We start from the raw sequence: 26,922 nt of genomic DNA on the forward strand, positions 1-26,922 counted from the left end.
GGCTTCACTCGTCCGTCTGCATCGCCTGGAGGGGCGAGACCCGGGTCGCGAGGAACGCGGGGTAGAAGGTGGAGAAGGCGGACACCCCGACGACGATGACGAGGGCGGTGATGATGTTGGAGGCCTGCAGGGTGGGGAAGAGGCGCGGGCCGGAGAAGAAGAAGTACAGCGACTCGTGGAAGGCGGGGATGCCCGCCACGCCGAGTCCCTTCACGGCCAGGGTGCCCAGCAGCGCGCCCGCCGCGCCGAACACCAGGCCCAGCACCGTGGTCTCCAGCAGCACCATGCCCAGCACGAAGCCGCGCCGTGCGCCGATGGCCCGCATGGTGCCGATCTCCCGCACCCGCTGCAGCGTGGCCATCATCACCGAGTTGTTGATGATCACCACCGCCACCACGAAGATGATGAACACGGCCGCGTAGAGCACCAGCTTGGCCAACACGATGATCTGCCCGACGAGGTCCGAGGCCTGGTGCCAGGAGACGACCTTGAGCGGCAGCCCGGCCTTCTTCGAGGCCTCCTGGAGCTCGGCCATGGTCTGCTCCAGCGTCTCCGGGTCCTTCAGCATCACCGCGGCATGGAGCACCACGCCCTCGTCGATGTCCTGCTGGGTGTACTTGCGCAGGGCCGCCTCCTGCTGGCGCCGGGCCTGGGCGGCGTCCTCGAGCTGCGCATCCACGTTGATGGTGCCCGAGACGCTCTCGACGACCAGGGAGCTGTCCTCGCCGAAGAGCGCGTCCTCGACGTCATGGCGCTGCACCTCGCTCACGCCGCTGGCCGCCTGGAGCTTCTCCAGCTCGTCCTTCTGGTCCATCGTCAGGTAGCCGTACAGCTCGCGGAAGGTGATGAGGTCCATCAGGCTGAGCGAGCCGGCCAGCGGGGACTTCTCCATACCGGTGAACTCATAGGTGCCGTACACCTTCACGTTGGCGCTGCGCGCGTAGCCCGTGCGCGTGAAGGAGGTGATGGGCAGCTCGTCCCCGGGCCGGAGGCGGTAGAGGTCCAGCAAGGGCACCAGCTCCGCGTAGAACTGCTGGTAGCGCGTGTCGAAGGTGGCGTCGTCCATGGTGAAGAACGCCACCAGCAGCTTCTCCAGCTCCGTCTCGTTGCTCCCCAGGGCCTTGTTCAGCCGCGCGATGGCCTGCTGCGTCTTGAGCGGATCCAACTGGAAGAGGAGCTCCCGCGTCTGGGTCTGGTTCTCCTTCAACCGGCGCTGGAGGTCGGGGTCGTCGGCGATCTTCCGGTGGTTGACGTCACGCGCCTCCTTGATGATGTCCAACCGGCGCGCCGTCTTCAGCTTGAAGAACTCCTCGTAGGCGTACTTGGGCAGCAGCAGGCCGCGCTGGCCCTCGGGCACCGGGGTGCCGTCCACGATGCGCATCCGGTCGAAGGTCTTCTGGAAGTTGACCAGGTCGGTGCCCAGGTAGCGCAGGGGGACCATGTCTCCGTCCGTCACCAGCGGGGCGATGCGGTTCTCCAGGAACTCGAGCGAGGCGAGCGCGTCCTTCTCGAACCCCTCCCAGAACTCCGGGGTGCGGGCGCGCTCCAGGGCCCGCAGGTCCGCGGGATCCATGGCGTTCTCGGCGGCGATGGCGTTGCGCCGCTCCAGGTCCTTGTCGAGCAGGGCGAGCATCTGGCGCACGTGCGACTTGAGGCTGTCGATCTGCGCGCGCAGCTCGGGCGTCTCCCCGGCGGCGGCCTGCTTGTAGAGGCCGCGCAGGCGTGACAGCGTCAGGTCCACCGTGTTGCCGGACATCAGCATGGTGCTGTTGGTCCCCATGGGGACCACCGTCTTCACGTTGGGGTGCTGCTCCAGCACCTTCTTGATGTCGGAGAAGCGCTCGATGACGCGCAGATCCGCCTCGCCGCCCATGTTCCCGTAGAGGGCCAGCGAGTCCTTGGACTTCTCCGAGTACACCTGGAGGTGGCCCGCGACGCTGCCGATGATGCTGCGGCTCATCGACTCGTCCAGGCTGTCCACCACCGCGCCGCCCACCACCACCAGCAGGGTGCCGAAGAGGATGATGGCGCCGATGATGACGTTGACCCAGCTCGTGAACAGGTTGCGGAAGGCCACCTGCACCAGCAGCTTGAGCTGTCCCATCGCTAGTGCCCCTCCGCCCCTCCGGCCAGGGCCTTCTGGGCCTCCGCCGGGGTGATGCGGTCGAGGATCTTCCCGTCCGCCAGCCGCACCACCGCGTTCGCGTGGTTCATCACCTTGGCGTCGTGGGTGGAGAAGATGAAGGTGGTGCCCTCCTTGCGGTTGAGCTCCTTCATCAGGTCGATGATGGTCTGGCCGGTGACGGAGTCGAGGTTGGCGGTGGGCTCGTCGGCCAGCACCAGCTTGGGCCGGGTGACGAGCGCGCGCGCCACCGCCACGCGCTGCCGCTGGCCGCCGGACAGCTCGTTGGGGCGGTGCTTGGCGTGCTTGTCCAGGCCCACCTGCTCCAGCAGCGTCAGCACCCGCTGGCGGCGCTCGTCCGCGCCCAGCTTGCGCTGCAGCAGCAGGGGGAACTCCACGTTCTGGTAGACGCTGAGCACCGAGACCAGGTTGAAGCTCTGGAAGATGAACCCGATGGTGTGCAGCCGCAGGTCCGTGAGCTGCCGCTCCGAGAGCTTCTTGGTGTCCTGGCCGTCCACCCTCACCACGCCCGAGCTGGCCGTGTCCACGCAGCCAATCAGGTTGAGCGCCGTCGTCTTGCCGCTGCCGGACGGGCCGGCGATGGAGATGAACTCGCCGGGGTAGACCTCCAGCGACAGACCCCGGAGCGCGGGCACCTCCACCTTGCCCAGGGTGTACGTCTTGGTGACGTCGGTGAGGGAGACGATGGGCGTGGCGGCGCCGGTGCCGGATACGGCGGTGAGCTGGGTCATGACGGGGCGGTCCTTTCCGAGACCGGGGAAGGGGTGGGGCAGGTTAGCGGGTGGCGCTCCGGCGCTGACGCGGGGAGGGCGGGGATGAAGGGAGGGTGGCCTGGTTGCCGGGCTTGCGGGCGAAGCGGGCGCGCCAACGCCCGGCCGCACCGGCCAATTCCTGGCGGTAGAAACCGCAGAACTCCACCGCCTCGCGCAGCTTGTGGCGCTCCTTCAACTGGGGCATGGCGAGCGCGTCCTGGCACAACTGGCCCAGGACGTCCATGGCGGTGACCGCCATCTCGAGCCGGTGATCCCACCCCGCGCTGTTGAAGACGTAGTAGTGGCGGCGATCCCCCGGGATGCTGGCGGGATCCACCAGGCCGCTGGCCTGGAGCTGGCGCACGTTGGTGGAAACGGAGGCCGGGCTCACCCTCAGCAGCCCGGCGACCTCGCCCAGCGCGAGCGGCTTCTCGGCCAGCAGCAACAACCCGAGGATGCGGCCACCGATGCGCGGCACGCCCTGGCGCTCGAAGAACAGGCCCATCGACTCGATGAACTGCTCTTCCTCGGCGCTCAACCCATCCCGACGCATGCGCGGCCTCTCCCGGAAGGGAAATCGCGCTCCCGTCTACTGGCGTCAGGATGTTCAGTCAATACTGAATGAACTGATGGGAGCCCACGGCATCGGAGTGATGCCGCGAGCTCCCTGATTCCATCCCCATGGATACCGGGGGCGGACTAGTGCTTCACGTCGCCGGAGCCGCCCAGGTCGCCGGAGCCGGAGCCGCCGACGTCACCGCCCATGTCACCGGAGCCGCCGACGTCACCGCCCACGTCACCGGAGCCGCCCATGTCCTTGTTGATGTCCTGGTCCAGGCCCGAGCCGCCCAGGTCCTGGTTGATGCCCGTGTCGCCTTCCAGGCCGCTGCCGCCCGTGTTCGAGGCGTCCAGCGAGATGCTCTTGGCCACGTTGTCCGTGCCCAGGATGTCGAAGCTGGCGCGGACCTGCTGGCCTTCCTTGAGCGATTGGACGTTCTTGAGGTTCGGATCCTGGAACTGGACGTCCTTGTTGATCTTCAACGGGATGATGCCGTTGTCGGTCCTCAGGTGGAGCATGCTCTTGCTGCTCTTCACCACGGTGCCGCTGACCTGCTTCTCGCCCGCCATCTGGCCCTGCATCTGGCCGGACTGGCCCTGGGTGCCCGCACCGCCGATGTCGCCGCCCATCTGCCCGCTGCTCTGGGTCTGCTGGTTCTTGTTCTTGTCGTCACCCGCCAGGGCCACGCCAGAGCTCATCAGCGCCACGGTCGCGAACAGCCCCACAATCTTCTTCGTCATGAGAGTCTCCTCGTCAGGCGGTGGCGGTGCCCCCCTGGCAGCGCCCCCCGCTGGGCAAAAGCTAGGTGCACTCTGGGTAGCGGCCAGGGACGCCCCGGGAAACGCACGCGCCTGGACCCTCCCCGGGCGGCTCTTTCCGGCGCGCCGCCCCGTCAGTAGGGCAGGCGGCTTGAACCCGGAGGGGGTTTTCCCCTAACTTCGGGAAATCCGACTGCGCTGGCCCTGGCGCCGGCACTGACAGGAGTCCCTTTCCACCATGCCTCCCCCGTCCAAGCAGCAGCCCGCGCCCGTTGACGAGCCCCTGCCCACGCCGTCCTTCCCGGCCATCGAGTCCTTCATCGAGACCGCCTCCGCCGAGGAGGTCCAGTCGCTCTTCACCCCGGTGAAGACCGAGCTGGCCAACCTCAAGGGCCCCAAGGCCGAGCACGCCAAGAAGGTCCAGGCCGCCATCTCCCGCACCGAGGAATTGCTCGGCGTCCTTTTGGATACGCGCGAGCGGCTCGTGACCGAGTCCAAGGGTAAGGGCCGGAAATAACAGCGGTTTTGGGGGGCGGGCCGACTTTCTGACGGATCAGACGCAACTGTTCCGGACGATCACCGATAATTCAGAAAAGGGAGCGCCGGACCCCCCCGTGCTCCGCGAAGACTTGGCCGTTCCATCGCCTGGAGAGGAACCATGAAGATCGACAGCAACCTGAACATGCCGCGGATGTCCACCAACCTGACGACGGCGCGCGTGACCCCCGACACGAGCTTCGCCGCTCGCGTGCAGAACGGTGTGGGGACCGCGGCCAACATGGTGGCCGGTGGCGTGGGCGTGGTGGCCAACATGGTGCCCGGTGGCTCCGTGGTGTCCGCGGCCGTGTCCTCGCTCACCACCTTCAACGGCGCCAACGGCTCCGGCGCGGCGCCCTACTACGGCGCGGCCCTCGGCTCCGGCGCGTCCCCGATGAACACCACGCTCAACAGCGGCGGCGGCGCGCTCGTGTCCGGCTCCACCTCCATCGGCGCCTCCGGCGGCAACAACGGCCAGGTCAGCCTGCCCGGTGGCGGCAGCGGCGTGGGCGGCGAGTTCAACCCCGAGATGCAGAGCATGTTCGCCGAGCAGAAGAAGCTGCTGGGCCTGCAGGTCGCCATGCAGCGCGAGAACCAGGTGTTCAGCACCATCTCCAACGTGCTGAAGACCCGGCACGACTCGGCGAAGAACTCCATCGGCAACATCCGCTAGCGTCTGACGCTGGCGGTCACACGGGTCCGGCACCCCGGGGAGGACGAGGCCTCGTCCTCCCCATTGCCGGGCCGGAAAAGGAAGCAGACGTCACATGGCGGAGACTTCGGAGATCTCGGGCAGCCTCGTGCCGCTCGCCAGGCGGGAGGCGATGATCCTCCTCGAGGCGGGCTACCTGTGGCTGGACATGGGCCAGTTCGACAAGGCGCGCGAGGTCTTCGCGGGCGCCGCGGTGCTGATGCCCAGGAGCGAGGTGCCCCAGTTGGCGCTCGGTTCGCTCGAGTTCGCCCAGGGCCGTCATGACAAGGCGCTGCAGGCCTACCGGGCCGCCCAGCGGCTCGCTCCCAATTCCGGCCTGCCCCGGGCACACGTGGGCGAGGCCCTGTTGTTCATGGGCAAGGTGCCCGAGGCCCTCAAGGAGCTGAAGGCCGCCATGGACTTGGATGCGGACGGCGATGGGGGGCGGCTGGCCCGCGCCCTCCTCGACGCGAAAGAGGCGGGGGCCCTGCCGCCGCCCTCCGCGAAGAAGTAGGATGCGTTGAACGAAGGAGATGCCGATGTCGGTCGGTGGAGTTGGACGAGGGGGCGGAAAGGGACGAGCTGGAGGCGCCAAGGGCCCCTCCGGTAAGGCGCCGGCCGGCAAGGCAGGAGCGGCGGCATTTGGTGGCGGAGTGGATCGCACCGCGGGATTGGTGGGTCCGTCCGGGGCCGTCGGCTCCGGCAACGTGCAGGGGCCCCAGGCCACTGACCCCATCACCTCCCAAGCGCTCGCCATCGCCAAACAGCTCAAGAACGGGGACTTCAAGAACAAGGAAGAGGCGACTCGCAAGCTTGTCGCCGAAGTACTCAAAGAAAAGCTGCGGATGAAGTCGTCGGCCCTGACGAGCAAGATCGCCGACGCCTTGCAGGATGACCCCCGACTGAATCAGGCCCTCGAGCGGTTGTGGTCGAAGGCCGAGTGAGCGCCCCGCTTTGGCTCTCGGCGAAGACAAGAAGGTCCTCCTGGAGAAGTACGGCCCCTACGTCCGGTCGCTCGCGTCGACCGTGCGCAGGCAGTTCTCCGCCCAGCTCGAGCTCGATGAGCTGATCGCCTACGGCCAGATTGGCCTGCTCGAGGCGGCGGATCGCTTTGACCCGAAGGTTGGGGCCAACTTCCTCACATTTGCCCACTACCGCATCAAGGGCGCCATCTACGACGGCCTGCGCAAGATGGGGATTCTCAAGGGCGGCGACGCGCGCTCCTCCTACATGGGAGAGCGCGCGACGGCCTATTTGGGAAATCTTTCGGATCGCGAGCAGGGAGGAGGCAACCGCGGGGGGTCCATTGACGATGATGTCATGGAGATCTCCAACGCGGTGGCGGGACTGGCGATGGTGTTCGCGACCAGCCTCGAAGGTGCGGACACGCTGGGCTTCTCGGACGAGTCTCTGCCCGTGGATCAACGGATGGAGCTCGAGCAGCAGCGGGTGCGGTTGAGGGCGGCCATCGAGAAGCTGCCGGAGAAGGAAAAGCGGCTGCTGCAGGGCTACTACTTCCAGGGCAAGACGCTGGAAGAGGCGGGCGCGGAGATCGGGCAGTCGAAGAGCTGGGCGTCGCGGCTGCATGCGCGCGCCATCGAGCGGCTCAAGGAACTTTTGAACGAGGAGGACTCTTCCTCCCCTGAGGATTCAAGGAGGCAGTCACATGGCGGGTCCGATGGCCGGCGTCTCGGCGGCGCAGATCGCTCAGCAGAAGTTGCAGGATCAGGGCGCGCAGCAGGTCAACAAGCAGGGAGCCTCGAAGTTCGACGCGGCCCTCGCTAACAAGGCTCAGGGCGCGGGCGGGCCGGAGCAGGTGAATGCCGCTCAGGCCACCCAGCGCACCGAGCAGATTCGCCACACCGAGTCCGTCAACAAGACGGAGAAGGCGGCGCTCAACAAGGTGAACACCGCCGGCCAGGAGCCCGCCACCGCGCGCGGCGCCGAGGCCGTCCACGGCAAGCAGGAGGCCGGCAAGGTCGGCAACATGCTCTCGCACGTGGTGGGCGAGCTGGAGAAGGGCCAGGTCAACATGGACAAGCTCATCCAGGCCGGCGCCTCCGGAAAGACGTTCTCCAACGCCGAGCTGCTCTCGCTCCAGGCCGGCATGTACAAGTACACGCAGGAGCTGGACCTGACGAGCAAGGTCGTCGAGAAGGCCACCAGCGGTCTGAAGGACACCCTGAAGACCCAGGTGTAAGCGAGCAGCCAGCCTCGGCGGCTGCTTCCCGAAGGGCGTCTCCTCCAAGCGAGGGGGCGCCCTTCCTCGTTTTCCAGGCTGTTTCGGGGTTGGGTCTTGTTGGGAAGGACGCGGCCCATCTAAGCTAGGGACGCCCATGACGCTCCGACCGTACGCGCTCGCCGCCCTCCTCGCTCTCGCGGTGGGGACTGGCTGCACCATCGACCTGCAACACGACCTGACCGAGCAAGACGCCAATGAGATCTACGTCCTGCTCAGCAAGAACGGCATCTCCGCCACCAAGATGAAGGAGGAGGGTGGCAACGAGCTGCGCTTCCGCATCCAGGTGCCCAAGGCGGACACGGCCCAGGCCGCCGAGCTGCTGCGCGCGTACTCGCTGCCGCGGCCCATGGAGAAGGGGCTCAACCACTTCGCCAAGGGCGGCATGGTGCCCACCGCCACCGAGGAGCGCGCCATGTTGCTCAAGGCGCTCGGCGGCGAGGTGTCCAACGCCCTCAATCAAATCGACGGTGTGCTGGAGGCCCGGGTCATCGTGATGATTCCGGAGAACAACGATCTCGCGCAGCCGGAGAACAAGCCGGAGCCCTCGGCCTCGGTGTTCATCAAGTACCGGCCGGGCCTGAAGAACGACTCGCCCATCAAGCGCGAGGACGTGCAGCAGTTCGTCTCCACCGCGGTGCCGGAGGCTCAAGCCGGCGTCGGTGACGGTGCTGCTGACGCCGGCGCTGGCGCCCGACGCCGAGGTGGGCCCGGAGAGCCGCCTGCAGGACGTGTTCGGCATGCGCATGACGGCCTCCAGCGTGAGCCAGTTCCGGATGATGGCGGGCGTGGCCGTGATGGTCATCCTGGCCGCCATCGGCCTGGCGGTGTGGCCGATGCTCCGGGGCGGTGGTGCCGCTCCCGCCGCGGGCCGGGCCCGTAAGTAGTTCGTGTCGCGAGCGCAGTCCGCCGTCTTCCTGGAACGCCTCTCCCCCGCGGGGTGACCGTTGGATCAGTTCTTCACCTCGCTGAGCAAGCGACAGACGATGATGCTCCTGACCGCCATCACCTTCGGTGGCCAGGAGGGCGTCGCCGCGCTGGAGCATCTGCCCGAGGAAGAGGCGGAGCTGCTCCAGCACCGGGCCCAGGAGATCCTCCAGATTCCGCGCGACAAGCGGATTCCGCTGATGGTCCAGGAGATCAAGCGGCTGGTGAAGGATCGGCGCGGGCAGTTGTGGAGCGCGGATCCGGAGCGGCTCGCGGGGCTGCTCAAGCGGGAGCGGGCCGCCCTGGTGGAAGTGGTGATGCGCGCGCTGCCGGCCCAGCTCGCCGAGGCGGTGCGCACCCACCTGCCCAATACGGGGAAGGTGAAGCTCACGCGCGAGGTCCGGCCCCAGGTGCTGGACATCGTGCGCTGGAAGCTGGAGGAGCGGCTGTCGCGCGAGGCCTCGGCGCACGTGCCCTTCAAGTTCACCGACGTGCTGCTGCTGCAGACGCGCGAACTGCTCACCATGTGTGACCGGCTGGGCGCGCGCGTGCTGGGGCCGGCGCTGGCGGGCATCCCGGACGGCGAGCGGGAGCCGGCCTTCGCCGTGCTGCCGCCCCACCTGCGCCAGCTCGCCACGCGGGCCGTGACGGCCAACGCCCCGCGCAAGCTCGCCGAGGAGGATGCCCGCGCGCAGCTCGAGCAGTACGGCGGCATGGAGAATCTGGCCTCCGCCATCCGGAGCGCCGGGGTGCACCGGCTGGCTCGCGCGAGCGTGGCGCAGTCCGCCGAGTTCGCCTCGCGCCTGGTGGAGAAGCACCGCAGCGAATTTGGCCAGGTGCTGGCCAGGTGGGTGCGCGAGGAGCGCGCCAAGCCGACGACCCGCGGCGACGGTGGCCGCACGGACATCGTCACGGACCTGGAGCGGCTCGCGGCCCGGGGGCTCATCGAGCGCCCGGTGCGGCTCACCCCGCCTCGTCCGCCCGCCCTCGGCCCGCCGCCCTCGATGAGTGGCAAGGCGGTGGTGCCTCCGCCCTCGACCCGGGGCCCGGCGGTGTCCCGGGAGATGCGCGCGGGCGCCAGCTCCGAGGCGTCGGTCCGCCGCTCCGCGTCCTCCCAGTCCGTCAACGTGCGGAGGGATCCCATCGCCGAGCGCGAGGCGCGCCGGGCGGGCGCCAGCTCGCAATACGGGGGACGCCAGCAGGAGGCGCCTCCCGAGGCCTCTCCCTCGCGGGTGAGCCGGGTGACCCCCCGAAGTGCCCGGGACAATGCCCGGGAGGGGGCGGACGTGAAGCCGGATCCCACCGGGGCGCGCATCGGGCCGCCGCCGTCGCGGACCGGTACGGGCGTGGGCTCCCGGTCCCGCGTCAACGAGCCTCCCGCGCCGGAGGGGGAGGTCTCGCGCATCATCCGTTCCCCCCTGGCGGCGCGCACGCACAGCCGGAGCGCCGTGTCGCGGGTCGAGGCCGAGCCTGAGCGGCCGCCCAGGATGCTGGGGACCAGCACCTCCCTCCCGGCGGTGCGGCCGGACGGGTCCCCGTCCCAGTCCCAGGTCCAGCGGCGCGTCCAGAGACCAGCCGGGGGACCGGGCACCAGTGGGCGTGGACCTCGCGGCGGAACGCGCTAGCATCCGGCGCACAAGGAGCTTTCGATGGCGATCGGCAAGGTGATCAAGGGCGACTCGGGGGCCGAGCCTCTACCCGGTGGGGACAGGCCGGTGCTGCGTCCGCCGCGTCCGGGCGTGATGAACGCCGAGGTCTTCGATGCCCGGCAGACCGCCCAGGGCATCATTGAGGAGGCCCATCGCGAGAAGGAGCGCATCCTCGCGGAGGCCCAGCGCGAGCGCGAGGAGCTGCTGGCGAAGACGCGCGAGCAGGGCCGGCAGGAAGGACTCGCCCAGGCCACGGAGACGCTGCTGCGCGCGAAGATGCAGGCCGGGGAGATCCTCGCCCAGCAGGAGCGCGACGTGGTGGCGCTGGCCTGCAAGATCGCCGAGAAGATCATCGGCCGCGACGTGGAGAGGGATCCCTCGCTGCTGACGGACATCTGCGCCAAGGCCATCGAGGAGCTGCGCAGCGCGCGGGCGGTGGTGCTGAGGGTCAATCCCAAGTCGGCCGCGGTGCTGCGCTCCCGCAAGGCAGAGCTGATGGAGCTCATCGGCCGGGCGGTGGACGTGTCCATCAAGGAGGACGCGGACGTGGCGCCGGTGGGCTGCATCGTGCAGACGGAGTTCGGCAAGGTGGACGCGCAGCTCCCCACCCAGTTCGAGATGCTGCAGAACGTGCTCTTCCCGGACCAGGGCAAGAAGGACGGTCCCGCGTAACCCATGGCTCTCGATCTCCAGCGCTACTACTCCCTCATCAAGGAAGCGCCGCTGTACCGGGTGCAGGGCCGCGTCACCGAGCTGACGGGTCTGGTCATCAAGGCCAGCGTGCCCAACGTCCGCGTGGGCGAGCTGGTCCTCATCAAGGGCCACGGCGGCCGCAACGCGGTGAAGGCCGAGGTGGTGGGCTTCCAGGGGGATGAGGTCATGCTCATGCCCCTGGGCGAGCTGCTCGGCATCGGCCCGTCCAGCGAGGTCGTCCCCACCGGCAGACCCCTCTCCATCAAGTGCGGGGAAGGGCTGTTGGGGCGTGTGCTCAACGGCATCGGCGAGCCCATGGACGGCAAGCCCCTGCCCACCGAGGGCCTCTTCGACTGGTCCGTGGACCGCGACTGCCCGGACCCCTTCAAGCGCCAGCGGATTGAACGGCCGCTGCCCCTGGGCGTGCGGTGCATCGACGGACTGCTCACCGTGGGCGAGGGCCAGCGCGTGGGCCTCTTCGCCGGCTCGGGCGTCGGTAAGTCCACGCTGATGGGCCAGATAGCGCGCAACACGAAAGCCGACCTGTGCGTCGTGGCGCTGATCGGCGAGCGTGGCCGCGAAGTGCGCGAGTTCATCGAGGACGCCATGGGCGAGGAGGGCATGAAGCGCTCCGTGCTGGTGTGCGCCACCTCGGACCAGCCCAGCCTCGTGCGTCTGCGCGCCGCCTACGTGGCCACGGCCATCGCCGAGTACTTCCGCGAGCGCGGCGGCAACGTCCTCTTCATGCTCGACACGGTGACGCGTCTGGCCCGTGCCCAGCGTGAAATCGGCCTCGCCATCGGTGAGCCCCCGGCTCGCCAGGGCTACCCGCCCAGCGTGTTCTCCATGCTGCCGCGCATCCTCGAGCGCACGGGCAACTCGGAGAAGGGCAAGTGCACCGCCATCTACACCTGCCTCGTGGCCGGTGGTGACATGGAGGAGCCCATCGCCGACGAAGTCCGAGGTATTCTCGACGGCCACTTCATCCTCAACCGTGCCCTCGGCGAGCGCAATCAGTGGCCCGCCATGGACGTGCTCGCCAGCCTCTCCCGTGTGATGAGCGGCATCGTCTCCAAGGATCACAAGAAGGCCGCGGGCAAGCTGCGCGAGACGCTCGCCACCTACGAGAAGCAGCGCGACCTCATCCTCCTGGGCGCCTACCAGTACGGCACGGACCCCCGGACGGACTACGCCATCGACAAGTACGACGCCATCATCGACTTCCTCAAGCAGGACACCCACTCCAACAGTGACTTCGACGAGACCGTCGAGCATCTCATCGGCCTCTTCGCGGAGTGACGGGGCCTCCTGACGGGCAGGCCTGACGGGGAGGGGTGACGGAACCGGGGTTTTCCGGGTTAGGATGGGGCCATGCCCCCCTACCGGTTGCAGACCCTGCTCGAGATGCGCGAGCGCGCCAAGGAGGAGGCCGAGCAGGCCTTTTCCGACGCCGTCAAGGCGCTGGAGAAGCAGAAGGCCGAGCTCAAGCGCCTGGAGCAGGAGCTCGAGACGCGCAAGGCCGAGCGCAAGCAGAAGGTCATGGCCTACCTCCAGGGCCTCATGGCCAAGGGGACCACCGGTCCCAACAGCTTCACGATGATGAACCGGTACGAGGAGCGCCTCAAGGACGAGGAGGCGCAGCTCGCGCTGGAGATCGAACGCCAGAAGGAGGTCGTCAAGACGGCCGAGAAGCTGGTGGAGCAGCGCCGGCGCGAGATGGCCGAGGCGGCCAAGGAGCTCAAGGCCATCGAGAAGCACAAGGAGAACTGGACGAAGCAGATCCGGGCCGAGCGCCAGGCCAAGGAGGAGCTGAACCAGGAGGAAATCGGGAACACCTTGTTCCTGATGCGGCAGCGCAAGTAACCTCCAGGCCCCCCCAGGTGGTGTCGAGATGAGCCGAGTCGAAGACGATCGTCAGGCGCAGAAGGCCGTGGAGCGGCTGGTCCAGGAGAAGCGTCTCCAGGAGTCCAAGGCGAAGCAGCGCCAGGAGGGGGAGTCCGCCTTCTCCAAGCTGGTGCAGCAGCAGAAGGCCGCCCAGCCGCAGCAGCCCCAGCAGCAGAACCTGGGCAAGTCCGTGCTGGCGCGCCTGCAGCAGGAGGGCAAGGCGGGAGACCTGCGCGGCCAGCAGCGGCAGACGGGCATGTCCGAGGGCCAGGTGGCCGGCGGCCGCCAGTCGGAGACGGCCCAGCCCCAGATGGCGCAGGCCCGGAAGAACGACCAGGGCGTGACGCAGACGCGCGTCGAGTCGCGCGCGGCGGACGCCAAGGACACCAGCAAGGCCCTGGACGAGCGCGGCGAGGCGCTCGACAAGGACAGCGACAACGCCGCCATGGGCGTGCAGGCCCGGCGCGACAAGGGCCCCATCAAGGCGGACGCGGACGGCGGGGGCAAGGGCGGTGGGGACGGCAAGGACAAGAAGGACGGCGCCGAGGCGGCCGCCAGCTTCCGTTTCAACCCCGCGCTGATGGCGCCCGTGCCGGTGGCCAAGCCCAAGTCCACGGCGGGCTCGGAGCGGCTGCGCGCCATCGCCAATGAGATCGCCCAGAAGATCGTCGAGCGCGTGCGCGTGGGCACCAACGCCGCGGGCAACGCGGAGTTCCAGATCGACCTGCGCAACGACGTGCTCAAGGGCCTGTCCATCAAGCTCAGCGCGAGGAACGGGAAGATCCACGCCACCTTCAGCGGCAGCGACCGGGAAGTGCTGAAGATGCTCGAGGGGCAGCGTGAGACCCTCAAGGCCGCGCTGGCCGGACGTGGCCTCACCCTGGAGGAGCTGCGCGTCGAGGCGAAGTCATGAGCAGTCTCGACCTGGACGACGAGCCCGGCCCGCAGGAGCGCACCATGGTGGTGGACGCCCGGCAGCTCAAGCGTCCGGCGGCCCCGGCCGCTCCGGGCAGGCAGTGGAAGCCCTTCAGCTTCCCCAAGCTGGAGAAGGTGTCGCTCAACCAGTCCCGGCTCACCGCGCGCATCAAGTGGCTGACGCCCAAGCCCGAGGCCACCGAGGCGCTGTGCACCCGGCTCAAGGGCCTCTTCGACACGCAGGTGGGCTTCTCGCTGGAGGCGGTGCGGGCGCTCGGGCCGGGCGAGCTGCGCCGCCACCTGGCCGAGCCCACCTTCCTGTCCTTCCTGGTGCCCGGTCCGCATCGCGGGCGCGCGGTGCTGGAGATTGAACTGCCCCTGGCGCACGCGGCGGTGGACACGCTGCTGGGTGGCGCGGGCGAGGCCGTGGGCGTGCGGCCCCTGACGGACATCGAGGAGGGCGTGGCGAGCTTCGTCATTCTCGAGGCCCTCAAGGCGCTGGTGCCGGCGATGGAGGGGCTGCCCAAGCTGCGCCTGGAGGGCGTGGCGCGCGGCCTGGACGAGGCCATCACGCGGCTGAGCGAGGAGGGCCCCGTGTTGGTGGTCCAGCTCCGGGCGCGGCTCGGCACGCAGGAGGGCATGGTGCGCCTCTTCCTGCCCTCGGGCGTGCTGGACGTGATGGAGCCGCCGCAGGCGGCCGAGCAGCGGCGCGCGGTGTTGCAGGCCGACATCCAGGCCCACCTGGGCCGGCTGTCCTCGGTCCGCACCTGGCTGCGCGCGGAGATCGCCCAGGCGGAGATCTCCAGCGGGGACCTGGCGAGCCTCCGGGTGAAGGACGTGGTGCTGGTGGACGCGTTCTCGGCCCGGCCGGACCGGGGCGAGGAGGGCACCGCCCGGCTGCTCGTGGGGCTGGCTCGCAAGGGCTGCCTGGCGGCGGACGTGTTCCTGGAGGATGGCCAGTACCGGGCACGCATCACCGGGATGGTGCCCGGAGATCAGTCCTTCCCGCGGCGCGTGCCCTCCGAGGCGGACGAGTCCGCGGCGGATGCCCTGGGAGAGTCGGGGGACGAGGAGTTCACCAACCCCGAGATGCGCAACCCTTTGGCGGAGAGTGGTGCCGTGGACGACAGAATGGATTCGGGCGACCTGCTGGGTGACATCCCGCTGCAGATCTCCGTGGAGCTGGCGCGGGTGCCGGTGACGGCGGAGCAGGTGGTGGCCCTGCGGGTGGGCCAGGTGGTGGAGCTGCGCCGGGCCCCGGGAGAGCCGGTGGACCTGTCGGTGAATGGCAAGGTGATTGCCCGGGGCGAGCTGGTGGAGATCGAGGGGCAGTTGGGCGTCCGGGTCCTCTCGCTCGCGGGCTGAGAGGGGCGTGGCGCGTGTGGGGTGACCCGGGCAGGCAGGCGAAGGAGCGGAGCAGGGCAGGGGGCACCCGTGGCGGTCTCCTGCCCGATGCACTAGCCTCGCGCCCCATCATGGCCGTGTCCTCCGTCTTTTCCTCGCGCCCGGCCTGGCTGGTGTGCGCGTGCCTCCTGCTGGCGCCGCTGGCCCGGGCCGAGGCTCCCGCCTCCCCACCGCCGGCGTCCGCCGCCGCGCCCGCTCCTTCCCCCGAGCCCTCGACGTCTCCCGCGCAGCCACCCTCCACCGGTCCCTCCACCGACGAATTCGGGGCGCCCGGGCTGCCGCCGGGCCTGGAGGAGGAGCCCGAGAGCCTCGGGTGGATGCTGACGCGCACGCTGCTGCTGTTCGGCGCGGTGGTGGCCTCCATCTACCTCACGCTCAACGTGGGCCTGCGCAAGCTGATGGGGCTGCAGGGCGTGCCCGCGGGGCGGCCCTCGGTGGTGTCGGTGTTGGAGCGGATTCCGCTGGATCAGCGCCGCTCCCTTTTCGTGCTGAAGGCCGCGGACGAGTACCTGCTGGTGGGCGGCGGCGAGAGTGGTCTCCAGTTGCTCTCCAAGCTCGACACCGCGGCGGTGGATCGCATCCGTTCCGAGCGTCCCCCGGCCAATGTCATCTCCCTTTCTCCCTTCCTCCAGAAGCTCCTCGCCCGCCGTGAAGCCACGCAGCCGGGTGCTACCCAACCGAGCGGCACCGAGCCGCCGGGCGCTTGATCGAGACGACTCGTGAGATTCACCAACGTCCGCCTCCCCGCCCTCCGCCTCTCGCCCTGGCTCTTCGCCGTGGTGTTCGCGCTGGAGCCCTTCCTCGCCTTCGCCCAGCGCAACAAGCGCGGGGGTGGTGGTTCCGCCGTCGACGCCGCCGTGAACGTCGACGCCGTCAGCCCCGACTCCTTCGCCTCGCGTCCGCTGGTGCTGATGCTGGCGCTGGCCGCGCTGTCGCTCGTCCCCTTCGTTCTGATGATGGTGACGAGCTTCGTGAAGATCTCCGTGGTGCTCTCCATCGTGCGCTCGGCACTGGGCACCCAGCAGATCCCGCCCACCCAGGTCATCACCGGCCTGGCCATCATCCTCACCGTCTACATCATGGCCCCGGTGGGCCAGTCCATGTACCGGGCCGCGGAGGTGGACATCCTCGCAAAGGGGCCCGCCCTGTTGTCCTCGGAGTCGGTGGGCACCTTGTTGGAAGCGGCCAACAAGTCCAAGGAGCCGCTGCGCGACTTCCTCATCAAGAAGGTCACCGCCAAGGACCGCGCGCTCTTCTACAACCTGGCCAGGAAGATGCGCACCACCGAGGAGGACAAGAAGAGCCTCACGGACAGGGACTTCATGACCATCGTCCCGGCCTTCGTGGTCTCCGAGCTCAAGGAGGCCTTCCAGATCGGCTTCCTGCTCTTCGTGCCCTTCATCGTCATCGACATGGTGGTGGCCAACATCCTGCTGGCGCTGGGCATGCACATGCTCTCGCCCACCACCATCTCCATGCCCTTCAAGCTGCTCCTCTTCGTCCTCGTCGACGGCTGGTACCTCATCGCCAAGGGCCTCGTCGTCGGTTACCTGTGAGCCGCACATGCACCAGCTGAATTCCATCCTCCAGCAGGCGCTCTACCTCGTGCTCGTCGTCTCGGCGCCTCCCGTGCTGATGAGCCTCCTGGTCGGCTTCATCATCGCCGTCTTCCAGGCCACCACGCAGATCCAGGAGCAGACGCTCTCGTTCGCGCCCAAGGTCATCATCGTCTTCGGCGTGCTCGCCCTCACCGGGCCGTGGATCGGCAACCAGCTGGTGCGCTTCACCTTCCACGTGTTCGATCAGTTCCCGGCACTGATCAAATGAACGCCTCCGAAGTCATCGCCCGGATGACGGAGCAGGCGAACCTCTCGCTCGTCATCTTCACCATGGGCCTGCTGATGTGCCGGATCATGCCGGTGCTGGTGCTCTCCCCATTCCTGGGCGGCGAGGTCATCCCCCCGGAAATCAAGATGGGCGTGGGCGTCATGCTCTCCGGCGTGCTCTTCCCGGCGGTGAGCGCGCGCATGGGCGCGCTGCCCACCAACGCGCTGCCCTTCATCGGGTTGATGCTCAAGGAGATCTTCATCGGCGTGGCGCTGGCCACCATCGTCAACGTCGTCTTCGAGGCGGCGCGCGTGGCCGGCAACATCGTGGACACCATGTCGGGCAGCAACAACGCCCAGCTCTACGTGCCGCAGCTCGGCACGCAGGTGTCCATCTTCGCCAGCCTCAAGGTGCAGCTCTCGGTGGTGCTCTTCCTCACGCTCAATGGCCACCACCTGGTCATCGAGGCGCTCGCCGAGAGCTTCGCCATCGTCCCGCTGGACCGCTTCCCGCGCTTCAGCCTGGGCAGTTGGGCCTTCTTCGATCTCCTCATCCGCTCCTTCGCGGACCTGCTGAAGATCTCCCTCGCGCTCGCCGCGCCGGCCATGCTGGCCGCCTTCCTCACGGACATGGCGCTGGGCGCCGTCAACCGCGTGGCGCCCCAGGTCCAGGTGTTCTTCATCTCCATGGCCATCAAGCCCCTGGTGGGCGTGGTCATCGTCTTCTTGTCGCTCGGTCTCATCATGGGGCGGATGCAGACGGAGTTCGCCGCCATGCTGGCCACGCTCCGCCACGCCATCCGCCTGCTCGGCTGACCCAGGGTCCCTTCCATGTCCGAAGAAAAGACAGAAGAACCCTCACAAAAGAAGCTCGACGACGCACGCAAGAAGGGCCAGGTCTGGAAGAGCAAGGACCTGACGGCCGTGTTCGGCTTCGTCGTGGGCTTGGCCGTGGTCAAGATGATCTGGTCCGACGTCGAGCAGCGCGTCACCGAGCTCTTCCACTTCAGCTTCGATCACATCGCGCACCCGGAGGGGATCGAGGCGGCCACCGGCCAGCTCATGACCATGGGGCTCAACACGGTGCTCCTGCTCACGCTGCCGGTGGTGGCGGCGGTGGCCATCATGGGCGGCCTGGTGGAGTACCTCCAGGTGGGCTCGCTGTTCACGCTCGATCCGGTGATGCCCAAGCTGGAGAAGCTCAACCCCATCGAGGGGTTGAAGAACCTCTTCACCAAGAAGCAGATCATCGAGATCATCAAGAACCTGACGAAGATCTCCATCGCCGCCTACGTCACCTATGGGGTGATCCGCGACTCGATGCCGCTGGTGGTGGAGACGGTGCGCCGCGACATCCCCACCATCCTGGCCATCATGGGCGAGCTGATGTACCGCGTCTGCGTGCGAATCGGGATGGTCTTCTTCCTCTTCGGCATCTTCGACGTCTGGTGGCAGCGCAAGTCGTACATGAAGGACCAGATGATGTCGAAGGAGGACGTGAAGAAGGAATACAAGGAGAGCGAGGGCGATCCGCACAACAAGGCCAAGCGCAAGGAGATGGCGCACGAGCTCCTGGAAGGCGCGCAGATGGAGGCCGTGAAGGACGCGGACGTCATCGTCACCAACCCGGACCACGTGGCCGTGGCGCTCAAGTACGACAAGGACGGGGACGTGGCGCCCAAGGTGCTGGCCAAGGGCCTGGACTTCAAGGCCGAGCGCATCAAGGCCCTGGCGCGCGACTCGGACGTGCCCACGCTGCGCAACGTGCCCCTGGCGCACGCCCTGCTGCGCGTGGAAGTGGGCGAGCAGATCCCCGAGGAGCTGTATGACGCCGTGGCCGAGGTGCTCAACTTCGTCTACAGCCTGAAGAATCCCACTCCGGCGGCCCGGGCCTGACGCGGCCCCCCCGTAACTGACGCGAGGTTCCCATGAGTGACGATGCCGAGATGGCCATCGCGATCAAGTACGACAAGGAGAAGGACACCGCTCCGCGCGTGGTGGCCAAGGGGATGCGGCTCAAGGCGGAGAAGATTCGGGAGATCGCCCGGCAGTACAACATCCCCGTGATGAAGAACGTGTCGCTGGCCAACGCGCTCTACCGCATCGACGTGGGCCAGGAGATCCCCGAGGAGCTGTACGACGCCGTCGCGGAGGTCCTCAACTTCATCTTCGAGCCTCCAGCGCGAGCAGCAGGCAGGCGGCAAGCGGTAGGGCGTGTGCGGCGAGGCGAGTAGGGTAGACTCTGGCGTGCCCCCCCGGCAGTGAGGTTCAATCCAGACCATGGCCAAAATCAACAATCAGCCCCCGAGAACACCCCTCTGGCCCTGGGGCGGCCCTCGTGCGGTCCGCGAGAAGCTGGTCGATCCCTCCCAGTTCGATCGCAAGAAGCGCAAGGCGGGCAACCCGAAGAGCCCGGCGCTCGCCTCGGCGGCCCTGCTGGACTTCATCGGCCCGGCGCACTCCTCCGAGGAGCTGCGGCTGCCCACGCCGCCCAACCCGAAGGGGCATGACGCGGACCTCGAGGGTTTCTCGGACCGGCCCTACCTGGGCAGCGTGGCCGGGCGAGGGGACAGCGATCAGCGCCAGTTGCTGGAGCGCAGCATGGCGCGCCTCAACGCGCCCCCGGAGCGCCTGGAGCGCCTCAAGGGCCTGCTGCAGCGCGAGGCGCAGATGCTGGCGCTGGTGGGCCAGGTCCACTCCGAGGTCCAGGAGATCCAGCGCCGCATGCGCGAGGAGCAGCAGGAGGAAGGGTTCTAGCGCCATGGCCGCATCCGACAGCAACAACCCGCAGGACGAGGCCCGGCTCACCGCGATGATGCAGCGCTGGGCGGAAGGCAAGGCGACGCTGCGCGACGTGCGCGGCTACACGGACGATGGCTCTACGCCATCGCCAAGACGGCCTACATCTTCTTCTACCAGGGCCGGCTCGCCGAGGCGCGCACGCTCTTCCAGGGCCTCTACGCCGTCAACCCCGCGGACGCCTACTTCGCCAAGGCGCTCGGGGTGGTGGAGATGGCCGCGGGCAACCCGCAGGGCGCGCTGGCCGCCTACGACGTGGCCCTCAAGCTGGATGCCCGGGATGCCCAGGCCTACGTGGGCCGTGCCGAGGTCCGGCTCTCCCTGGGGCAGAAGGCCCAGGCGCTGGAGGACCTGCGCCGCATTCCGTCCCTGGTGGACGCGGATGAGCCGCTGGCCCACAAGGCGGAGGCGATGATGGCGGCGCTGACCCAGCGCTGAGCCCCCGCCCGACCCCTCAGGTCATGGGTTTCCGAGGTTGCTGGCTTGATCCGGGAATCCATCCATCCCTAACATGGGCGCCGCCGTGCACTGACACTTTTCGCTCCCCCCGCAGAAAGAGACGCGCTCATGTCGAAGAAGCAGAACGCCAACGAAGAGTATGCCCTCCCCACGGAGCCGCCCGAGCTGGTGGCGAAGCGGGAGAAGCTGCTGGCCGCGCTGGAGAAGCAGGCCAAGACCGCGACGGGCACCGCCCAGCCCGTGCTGCGCAAGATGCACGAGCTGCTGACGAACACGAAGGTGGGCTCGCCGCTGAACGTGAACCTCTACAACGAGGTGAAGGACGCGTTCGTTCGCTTCACGAAGGACCCCGTCCTTCCTCCCCCGACCATCATCATGGAGGTCGTGGAGTTCCTGCAGGAGCGTCTGGTGGCGGTGGGCTTCACCGGCCAGATGGAGTGGCCCGAGGGTGCGCCGCCGGTTCCGGCGGGCTTCGTGGGCGCCCTGCTCGAGGGTGCTCCCGCCGCGGCCGCCCCGGCGGCTCAGGCCCAGCGCCCCGGCGCTGCTGGCGTGAAGGATGGCTTCGAGGGCTCCGGCTCGCAGCGCAAGGGCATGACGCTCAACCCCGAGACCGCTCCGGCCCCCGCCGCTCCCGCGGATGCGAAGTCCGAGCAGCAGCAGCTCGAGTCCTTCAAGACGTGGATGAAGAATCCCGCGCTCGGCAAGGTGAAGGGCTAGTCCCTTCTGGTTTCCCGGCCCCGGGAAATGATCCGGAAAAGCACCAGGAAACTCCGGACAGCCCGGGCCGATAATCAGCTTGTCAGGTCGCTGTTCCGCACCCCACCAGCTTCCCACCCCCGATTTCCCAGGAGAATTTCAATGTCCCTCAGCTCCATTGCCAACGCCGGTATGAGCGCCATGGGCGGTCTGTCGAAGGCTCAGCAGGACATGCTGGCCAACGCCCCCGCCGAGATGAAGCCGTTCCTCGAGGCGCAGATGAAGATGCAGAAGGAGCAGGAGCTCACCCAGCTCATCACGCAGATGATGAAGCAGATGCACGAGATGGCGATGTCCGTCATCCGCAACATCGGCGGCTGATAGCACTCCAGTCCGTTGGGTAGTTCGAGCCGGTCTCGCGCGGTCCTCCTTGGAGGCCACGCGGGGCCGGTTTCGCTTTTGGGCTCCCCGCTGGCCGGGGCTGCGCGGCGCCGAAAAAAATGCCCCGGAAAAAGCAGGAGGAAACTCCTGAGGGGCAGGACCGATAATCATTTTGTCAGGTCGCTGTTTCGCGCCCCACTCGAATCCAAACCACTGATTTTCCAGGAGAATTTCAATGTCCCTCAGCTCCATTGCCAACGCCGGTATGAGCGCCATGGGCGGTCTGTCGAAGGCTCAGCAGGACATGCTGGCCAACGCCCCCGCCGAGATGAAGCCGTTCCTCGAGGCGCAGATGAAGATGCAGAAGGAGCAGGAACTCACCCAGCTCATCACGCAGATGATGAAGCAGATGCACGAGATGGCGATGTCCGTCATCCGCAACATCGGCGGCTGATAGCACTCCAGTCCGTTGGGTAGTCCGAACCGGTCTCGCGCTCCTCGATAAGAGGGCTCGCGGGGCCGGTTTCGCTTTGGGGCCCCAGGGCTCCTGCACCTCGGTGGTGCCGTGGAGCTGGGCGGCGCGGCGCCGAAAAAAAATGCCCCGGAAAAAGCAGGAGGAAACTCCTGAGGGGCGGGCCCGATAATCATTTTGTCAGGTCGCTGTTTCGCGCCCCACTCGAATCCAAACCACTGATTTTCCAGGAGAACTTCAATGTCCCTCAGCTCCATCGCCAACGCCGGTATGAGCGCCATGGGCGGTCTGTCGAAGGCTCAGCAGGACATGCTGGCCAACGCCCCCGCCGAGATGAAGCCGTTCCTCGAGGCGCAGATGAAGATGCAGAAGGAGCAGGAGCTCACCCAGCTCATCACGCAGATGATGAAGCAGATGCACGAGATGGCGATGTCCGTCATCCGCAACATCGGCGGCTGATAACACTCCAGGCCGTTGGGTAGTCCGAACCGGTCTCGCGGTCCTCGATAAGAGGCCTCGCGGGGCCGGTTTCGCTTTGGGGGTGGAGAAACGCTTGGTGGTCAACCCGGCGGGGGCGAGGCCGTCCAGACGCGTCGTGTCGAGCTTGACCCGGGGCGATGTGGATCGCATGGGTTGCTCATGCCTTCTCTGCCGCCATCTGGAAAGGATGTGTCCGGGAGGATGCTCTCGCTCGCCTTCGCGGCGGTCGTGGGGAGCTTCCTGGTGACGACCTTCATCGTCCAGCGCTCTTCGGCTGCCGTCGGTGCGCTGTCCGAGAGCATCATCTACAACTCGGCCCCGAGCATCGAGCACCTGGCGTTCGTTCGCCGGTCCGTTCTGGAGACCGAGCTCGCCCTCTCGCGTTACATCCACGAGCCCATGCTTCGGCCCGAGATGGGGCGAATCCTGGAGGCCGCATCGGTCCGGGTGAGAGAGGGGACGTACGAGTACTTGAGGCTGCCGACCTACCCTGGCGAGCAGGCTCTGTGGATGGAAGTGCAGGAGGCCTGGCTGCACTTCGACAATGCGGTCCGGCATGCGCGCGAGCTCTCGGCGGCGAACGCGGATGCCGAAGCGCGTGCGATGTTCGGTCAGAAGGTCGAACCGGCGGCCCGGCAGATCCTCGAGGTGGTCACGCGAGCGATCGAACACAATGCCCTCCGCGGCCGGGACCTGGCGGCGGAGATCCGCGAAACCCGGCGCCAGACCCTCTGGCTCTCCGTCGGGCTCACCTCGATCTGTGTCCTCCTGGCGGTCGTCGTGGCGTGGCAGCTCCATCGCCAGTCGCGGACTCGCCGCGCGCTCTTCGACGCGCATACCAGGTCGCTCGAAATGCGTGCCGCGGAGTTGGAGCAGTTCGCGGGCCGTGTGGCCCACGACATCCGGAATCCGCTCTCCGCGGCCCGGATGGCCGCCGAGCTCGCGCTCCGGAAGAGTCAGGACGAGGCGGCCGGCAACTCCATCCACCGCATCATCCGCAGTCTCTCGAGGGCGGATGCGATCACGACCGCGCTCCTCGACTTCGCCCGGTCTGGAGCGAGGCCGGATCCAGGTGCCCGGACCGAGCCCCGAGCGGTCATCGCCGATGTGGTGGGGGGCTTCGCGGCCGAAGCGGAGCAGGCCAGCATCGAGCTTCGTTCCGAGCCGGTTCCTCCCGTCCTCGTCGCATGCAGTACGGGGGTCTACATGAGCCTGCTCGGCAACCTGGTCCGCAATGCGATCAAGTACATGGGCGATGCGCCGAGCCGGCATATCACCATCCGGCTGCTCGAGGAGGGCTCCCGGGTTCGCACGGAGGTCATCGACACGGGACCGGGAATCGCCCCGGAGGTGCTGGCCTCGTTGTTCGACCTGTACTTCCGCGGACAGCGCGGCGGTGCCGAAGGGCTCGGCCTGGGACTCGCCACGGTCAAGAAGCTGGCGGAAGGGCATGGCGGCCGGGTCGGCGTCACTTCCGAGCGGGGGAAGGGAAGCACGTTCTGGTTCGAGCTCCAGCGCGCGGGCTCCTCCTGGGACCTGGTCCACGAGGGCGATGGCGTTCCGTCATCACCCCGGCAGGGTGTGAATCACTGAACCCGCCGTGACGTGGCGGGGGCGGAGCGGACACCGCTGGTTCGGGCCAGCCCGTCCGCTCCGGCGCCTCCGGGGTGTCAGAAGGTGGAAGTCCCCTGCCGCCTCCGGTTGGTATGGCACCGCGACGATGCGGAGCGTCCTGGTACGTCCGCCCGGGACCGGCCACTGGATGGACTGGCCCACGGACAGCCCCAGCAGGGCGCTTCCGATGGGAGCGATCACGGAGATGCGGCCCTCGTCGCTGCGTGCGTCCTGCGGATAGCAGAGCGTGACGCGCCGCGTCTCACCCGTCTCCTCGTCCTCGAAGACTACGGTGCTGTTCATCGTCACCACGTCCGGAGGGACCTTCTGGGCGCTCGTCACCTCGGCCCGGGCCAGCTCGTGATCCAGCATCTCGATCAGCGTGGCGTTGCGCCCGCCGCTGTGCAGCTCGATGAGTCGCTGGAGCCGCTCGAGGTCGGTCTCGGTGACGAGGATGTGTCGCTCTTGGGTCATTGTCATTGCCATGGTGTCCTCAGGGGGAAGTGGCCGCGCGGCGGCCTGGTGGGTGATTCGAGGGAGGCCAGGGGTGGAGGGCCGTGGAGCCGCTCCCGCGCCGCACTGGGGGGATCCCCTCGGAAGTTGCCCGGGCAACTCCCAGCGGGGACGGGACGCCGCGCGCCGGGGTTTAGAGCTGGGGGCGGGCGGCGTGGGATTCGAGCCAGGCGGTTGCCCGGCCGTGGGCGAGCAGAACCCGGCGTACCACGGCCCAGCGCGTACCGGACTTCATCGGGGCTGGGTAGAGGGGCGCCATGAGTTCAATCACCAGGGGTGTACGCACGGCATCGCGCGCATACACGGGACAACTATAACTGCTCGTTCTCGTCCTGCAACAGCCGGAGGGCCGCCAGCCCGGCGTTGAGCTCCCCGGGGGGCGGAGGAACAAGCCGGGCGGGGCAGGGGTTGATGAATAGTAGACGATGTGGATTGAGCATCGTCGTGCACCCAGGAGAGCCGAGATGCGCATGCTGCAGCCCCCAGCCCAGACCCAGAGCGAGATGCCTTGGGCAGGGCTGTGCCGGCGCTCATGCGTGCTCCACAGGGCCGCGGCCTGGCTCCTCGCTCGCTCCGCCGCTCCTCTCGTCTAGAGGCGCTGGCGGTCGTTGAACGAGGAAGAGCCCTCGTCTGGTACGCCCCCCCTCAGGTCCAAAGTCCAGGCCTGACCCGGCAGGGTGAACCCGGACCCGTCCCTCCCTCAACCCGCACCCTCATCGACGGACGCTCGAGCGGACCCGCCTGTCAGGGGTCTGCCCGAAGCGGCCGCTCTCCCACGTCCACCACCCGAAACGGAGGTCTCAATGCGCTACCTGGCCCTCGCCATGAGCCTGGATGGAACCCTGTCCAACGCCGGCCGTATCGACGCGGCGCTCGAGCAACTGCGGCGCTCGGGGCGGCGCGCACTCCTGGTCACCGCGCGGCGGCTCGGGGAGCTGCCCCCGCTCTGTCCCCGCCTGGAGCTCTTCGATTGCATCATCGCGGAGAACGGCGCCGTCCTGCACTGGCCGGCCCGACGCGAGAGCCTGTCCCTCCGCGCCCCCGTCCCGGAGTCCTTCACGATGGCCCTGCGCCGGCGCGCCCTCTCCTCCGTCGAGCGGGGACAGGTCGTCGTCTATACCCAGGCGTTGCATGCGTGTGCGCTCGTCGAGGCGGTTCGCGAGCTCGGCCTGGAGCTTCAGGTCATCTTCTGCGGCGAGTCGGCACTGGCCGTGCCTCCCGGCGTCAACAAGGGGGCCGGACTGCAGGCGGCGCTCCTGTCGCTCGGGCTGTCTCCGCACGAGGTCGTCAGCATCGGGAGCGAAGCCAATGATCATTCGCTCCTGGACGTGAGCGAGTGCGCCGTGGCCGTGGCCGATGCCCTGCCCGCGCTCAAGGAGCGGGCGGCCTTCGTGACGAGCGGAGCGGCGGAAGCCGGGGTGGTCGAGCTCATCGAGGAGTTGGTCCGTGATGATCTCCAAGCGGCCCGGGCGCGGATTCCCCACGACTCGCTGCTGCTCGGCTTCGATGGCGCCGGAGACGCGGTGTGCATTCCCGCCTATGGGGACAACGTCCTCGTCATGGGGCCGCGTGGCAGCGGGAAGTCGAGCTACGCCTTCGGGCTCCTCGAGCGGCTCATCCAGAAGAAGTACCAGCCCTGCGTCATCGACGCCCAGGGGGATTTCCCACTGCGCGAGGACCTGGCGCGGCTGGGGAGCCGGCTGCGTGCGCCTCGTGTGTCCGAGGTCATCTCGGCCCTGACGGATCCGTCGGCGAAGCTCGTGGTCAACCTCGCGGGGCTGCCCGCCTACGAGCAGCCGGGCTTCTGCGCCGAGCTGTTCACGGCGCTGCGGGTGATGCGGGAGCGGACGGGGAGGCCTCACTGGATTGTCGTCAACGGAGCCCAGCAGGTGTGGCCCTCCGGAGGGCCCGCCGCCATGGGGGCCCCTTGCCAACTGGGAGAGACCATTCTGCTCGCGGAGCACCCGGGGGAGGTGGCGCGCTCCATCCTTCGGCAGGTCGATGTCGCCGTGGCGGCCGGACCGGCTGCCTCGCGGGCCCTCGGGGAGTTGGCCCAGGCGCTCGCCGAGGCCTCTCCTTATGTCCCCCTCAGCGCCAGCCAGGCGGATGAGGTGATCGCCTGGTTCGTCACCGAGGGGCACTGGCCCATGCGGCTGAGCGTTCCTCCCGGGCGCGCCGAGCGCCTGCGGCGCCTCCAGGGGCATGTGGAGGGGGATCTGGGCTCCGGGAGCTTCGTCTTCCGGGGGCCGGAAGGGAGGTTGGACGTGCGGGCCAACAACCTGAGCACCTTCTGCCAGGTGGCGGAAGGCGTGGACGAGCGGGCGTGGCTCTTCCACCTCTGGCATGGGGACTTCTCGCGCTGGATACGTCACGTCCTCCGTGACGACGAGCTGGCGCGGCAGGTCTCCGCCATCGAGCAACGCTACGAGCTTCCCGCCGCGGACAGCCGCCGGCAGGTCCTCGGAGCCATCACCCATCGCTACGCGCTCCCGGCATGACCTGAGGGGGCGCACGTCCTCCAGGAGCGTTTC

The 26,922-nt window shown here is 68.2% G+C and carries 31 protein-coding genes and 2 pseudogenes; 27 read left to right on the forward strand and 6 right to left on the reverse strand.

The annotated features are described in order from the left end of the window. Positions 1-4 precede the first annotated feature (4 nt). From ACN28I_RS44485 to ACN28I_RS44500, 4 genes are all read right to left on the reverse strand, one after another. Positions 5-2,104, reverse strand: a complete 2,100-nt coding sequence (locus ACN28I_RS44485; RefSeq protein ID WP_420947942.1) for an ABC transporter permease — start codon at positions 2,102-2,104, stop codon at positions 5-7. Between the two features lie 2 nt (positions 2,105-2,106). Further along, the gene (locus ACN28I_RS44490) at positions 2,107-2,874 is read right to left on the reverse strand and encodes an ABC transporter ATP-binding protein (protein WP_420947943.1); all 768 of its coding nucleotides are present in this window, start codon (positions 2,872-2,874) and stop codon (positions 2,107-2,109) included. Positions 2,875-2,917: 43 nt separating this feature from the next. Beyond that, positions 2,918-3,448 carry a GbsR/MarR family transcriptional regulator gene (locus ACN28I_RS44495; RefSeq protein ID WP_420947944.1) on the reverse strand — a complete coding sequence of 177 codons (531 nt, stop codon included), beginning with the start codon at positions 3,446-3,448 and terminating at the stop codon, positions 2,918-2,920. Positions 3,449-3,594: 146 nt separating this feature from the next. Beyond that, a complete protein-coding gene (locus ACN28I_RS44500; protein ID WP_420947945.1) occupies positions 3,595-4,194 on the reverse strand; it encodes a hypothetical protein in 600 nt (199 codons plus the stop codon). A gap of 256 nt (positions 4,195-4,450) precedes the next feature. Here ACN28I_RS44500 and ACN28I_RS44505 point away from each other — a divergent pair, with 256 nt between their 5' ends. The 26 genes and pseudogenes from ACN28I_RS44505 to ACN28I_RS44630 all read left to right on the forward strand — a co-directional run bounded on the left by ACN28I_RS44505 (position 4,451) and on the right by ACN28I_RS44630 (position 23,857). Further along, positions 4,451-4,729 (forward strand): hypothetical protein, encoded by a 279-nt coding sequence (locus ACN28I_RS44505; protein ID WP_420947946.1) that lies wholly within the window; start codon positions 4,451-4,453, stop codon positions 4,727-4,729. A 141-nt stretch (positions 4,730-4,870) separates the two neighbouring features. Continuing rightward, on the forward strand, positions 4,871-5,422 hold the full coding sequence (locus tag ACN28I_RS44510; protein WP_420947947.1) for a hypothetical protein: 552 nt from the start codon (positions 4,871-4,873) through the stop codon (positions 5,420-5,422). Between the two features lie 94 nt (positions 5,423-5,516). After that, positions 5,517-5,954, forward strand: a complete 438-nt coding sequence (locus ACN28I_RS44515; protein ID WP_420947948.1) for a tetratricopeptide repeat protein — start codon at positions 5,517-5,519, stop codon at positions 5,952-5,954. 139 nt (positions 5,955-6,093) lie between these two features. Beyond that, a complete protein-coding gene (locus ACN28I_RS44520; protein WP_420947949.1) occupies positions 6,094-6,384 on the forward strand; it encodes a hypothetical protein in 291 nt (96 codons plus the stop codon). Positions 6,385-6,394: 10 nt separating this feature from the next. After that, positions 6,395-7,225: a sigma-70 family RNA polymerase sigma factor gene (locus tag ACN28I_RS44525; protein ID WP_420947950.1), complete on the forward strand. Its 831-nt coding sequence runs from the start codon at positions 6,395-6,397 to the stop codon at positions 7,223-7,225. Positions 7,226-7,256: 31 nt separating this feature from the next. Then, positions 7,257-7,640 carry an ATP-dependent helicase HrpB gene (locus ACN28I_RS44530; RefSeq protein ID WP_420947951.1) on the forward strand — a complete coding sequence of 128 codons (384 nt, stop codon included), beginning with the start codon at positions 7,257-7,259 and terminating at the stop codon, positions 7,638-7,640. 136 nt (positions 7,641-7,776) lie between these two features. Next, positions 7,777-8,562: a hypothetical protein gene (locus ACN28I_RS44535; protein ID WP_420947952.1), complete on the forward strand. Its 786-nt coding sequence runs from the start codon at positions 7,777-7,779 to the stop codon at positions 8,560-8,562. Positions 8,563-8,626: 64 nt separating this feature from the next. Next, positions 8,627-10,231 carry a hypothetical protein gene (locus tag ACN28I_RS44540; RefSeq protein WP_420947953.1) on the forward strand — a complete coding sequence of 535 codons (1,605 nt, stop codon included), beginning with the start codon at positions 8,627-8,629 and terminating at the stop codon, positions 10,229-10,231. Positions 10,232-10,255: 24 nt separating this feature from the next. Continuing rightward, complete coding sequence (locus tag ACN28I_RS44545; RefSeq protein WP_420947954.1) at positions 10,256-10,927, forward strand: FliH/SctL family protein; 672 nt, start codon at positions 10,256-10,258, stop codon at positions 10,925-10,927. A gap of 3 nt (positions 10,928-10,930) precedes the next feature. Further along, positions 10,931-12,247 (forward strand): type III secretion system ATPase SctN, encoded by a 1,317-nt coding sequence (gene sctN, locus ACN28I_RS44550; protein ID WP_420947955.1) that lies wholly within the window; start codon positions 10,931-10,933, stop codon positions 12,245-12,247. A gap of 72 nt (positions 12,248-12,319) precedes the next feature. Then, positions 12,320-12,811, forward strand: coding sequence for a flagellar assembly protein FliH (locus ACN28I_RS44555; RefSeq protein ID WP_329725682.1), 492 nt, complete (start codon positions 12,320-12,322; stop codon positions 12,809-12,811). A gap of 28 nt (positions 12,812-12,839) precedes the next feature. Next, the gene (locus tag ACN28I_RS44560) at positions 12,840-13,745 is read left to right on the forward strand and encodes a flagellar hook-length control protein FliK (protein ID WP_420947956.1); all 906 of its coding nucleotides are present in this window, start codon (positions 12,840-12,842) and stop codon (positions 13,743-13,745) included. Then, positions 13,742-15,112: a type III secretion system cytoplasmic ring protein SctQ gene (gene sctQ, locus ACN28I_RS44565; protein ID WP_420947957.1), complete on the forward strand. Its 1,371-nt coding sequence runs from the start codon at positions 13,742-13,744 to the stop codon at positions 15,110-15,112. Before ACN28I_RS44560 ends, sctQ begins: the two co-directional genes overlap by 4 nt. 110 nt (positions 15,113-15,222) lie before the next feature. After that, positions 15,223-15,858 (forward strand): FliO/MopB family protein, encoded by a 636-nt coding sequence (locus tag ACN28I_RS44570; protein ID WP_420947958.1) that lies wholly within the window; start codon positions 15,223-15,225, stop codon positions 15,856-15,858. A 12-nt stretch (positions 15,859-15,870) separates the two neighbouring features. Further along, complete coding sequence (gene sctR / locus ACN28I_RS44575; protein WP_420947959.1) at positions 15,871-16,707, forward strand: type III secretion system export apparatus subunit SctR; 837 nt, start codon at positions 15,871-15,873, stop codon at positions 16,705-16,707. 7 nt (positions 16,708-16,714) lie between these two features. Beyond that, positions 16,715-16,978 (forward strand): flagellar biosynthesis protein FliQ, encoded by a 264-nt coding sequence (fliQ, locus tag ACN28I_RS44580; RefSeq protein ID WP_047859259.1) that lies wholly within the window; start codon positions 16,715-16,717, stop codon positions 16,976-16,978. Continuing rightward, positions 16,975-17,793 (forward strand): flagellar biosynthetic protein FliR, encoded by an 819-nt coding sequence (locus ACN28I_RS44585; RefSeq protein WP_420947960.1) that lies wholly within the window; start codon positions 16,975-16,977, stop codon positions 17,791-17,793. The genes fliQ and ACN28I_RS44585 overlap by 4 nt, the downstream gene beginning before the upstream one ends. 15 nt (positions 17,794-17,808) lie before the next feature. Next, positions 17,809-18,873, forward strand: coding sequence for a type III secretion system export apparatus subunit SctU (gene sctU, locus ACN28I_RS44590; protein ID WP_420947961.1), 1,065 nt, complete (start codon positions 17,809-17,811; stop codon positions 18,871-18,873). Between the two features lie 32 nt (positions 18,874-18,905). Beyond that, positions 18,906-19,188, forward strand: a pseudogene (locus tag ACN28I_RS44595) (EscU/YscU/HrcU family type III secretion system export apparatus switch protein). Between the two features lie 69 nt (positions 19,189-19,257). Then, positions 19,258-19,734, forward strand: coding sequence for a hypothetical protein (locus tag ACN28I_RS44600; protein ID WP_420947962.1), 477 nt, complete (start codon positions 19,258-19,260; stop codon positions 19,732-19,734). Between the two features lie 4 nt (positions 19,735-19,738). Next, positions 19,739-20,214: pseudogene (locus tag ACN28I_RS44605) on the forward strand (SycD/LcrH family type III secretion system chaperone). A 129-nt stretch (positions 20,215-20,343) separates the two neighbouring features. After that, positions 20,344-20,952, forward strand: a complete 609-nt coding sequence (locus ACN28I_RS44610; protein WP_420947963.1) for a hypothetical protein — start codon at positions 20,344-20,346, stop codon at positions 20,950-20,952. A 141-nt stretch (positions 20,953-21,093) separates the two neighbouring features. After that, positions 21,094-21,312, forward strand: a complete 219-nt coding sequence (locus ACN28I_RS44615; RefSeq protein ID WP_420947964.1) for a hypothetical protein — start codon at positions 21,094-21,096, stop codon at positions 21,310-21,312. Between the two features lie 235 nt (positions 21,313-21,547). Further along, positions 21,548-21,766, forward strand: coding sequence for a hypothetical protein (locus tag ACN28I_RS44620; RefSeq protein WP_420947964.1), 219 nt, complete (start codon positions 21,548-21,550; stop codon positions 21,764-21,766). Positions 21,767-22,024: 258 nt separating this feature from the next. Continuing rightward, positions 22,025-22,243, forward strand: coding sequence for a hypothetical protein (locus ACN28I_RS44625; RefSeq protein WP_420947964.1), 219 nt, complete (start codon positions 22,025-22,027; stop codon positions 22,241-22,243). A 222-nt stretch (positions 22,244-22,465) separates the two neighbouring features. Beyond that, positions 22,466-23,857, forward strand: a complete 1,392-nt coding sequence (locus ACN28I_RS44630; protein WP_420947965.1) for a sensor histidine kinase — start codon at positions 22,466-22,468, stop codon at positions 23,855-23,857. Here the strand turns inward: ACN28I_RS44630 and rnk are convergent. After that, positions 23,831-24,352, reverse strand: a complete 522-nt coding sequence (gene rnk, locus ACN28I_RS44635) for a nucleoside diphosphate kinase regulator (protein ID WP_420947966.1) — start codon at positions 24,350-24,352, stop codon at positions 23,831-23,833. The two genes, ACN28I_RS44630 and rnk, sit on opposite strands and share 27 nt — an antisense overlap. Positions 24,353-24,702: 350 nt before the next feature. Beyond that, positions 24,703-24,831: a hypothetical protein gene (locus ACN28I_RS44640; protein WP_420947967.1), complete on the reverse strand. Its 129-nt coding sequence runs from the start codon at positions 24,829-24,831 to the stop codon at positions 24,703-24,705. A gap of 363 nt (positions 24,832-25,194) precedes the next feature. On the opposite strand from ACN28I_RS44640, the gene ACN28I_RS44645 reads away from it, so the two are divergent. Beyond that, positions 25,195-26,889, forward strand: a complete 1,695-nt coding sequence (locus ACN28I_RS44645) for an HAD hydrolase family protein (protein ID WP_420947968.1) — start codon at positions 25,195-25,197, stop codon at positions 26,887-26,889. Positions 26,890-26,922: the final 33 nt, after the last annotated feature.

It is taken from the genome of Archangium gephyra (assembly GCF_049060025.1).
GTDB classification, from domain to species: domain Bacteria; phylum Myxococcota; class Myxococcia; order Myxococcales; family Myxococcaceae; genus Archangium; species Archangium gephyra_A.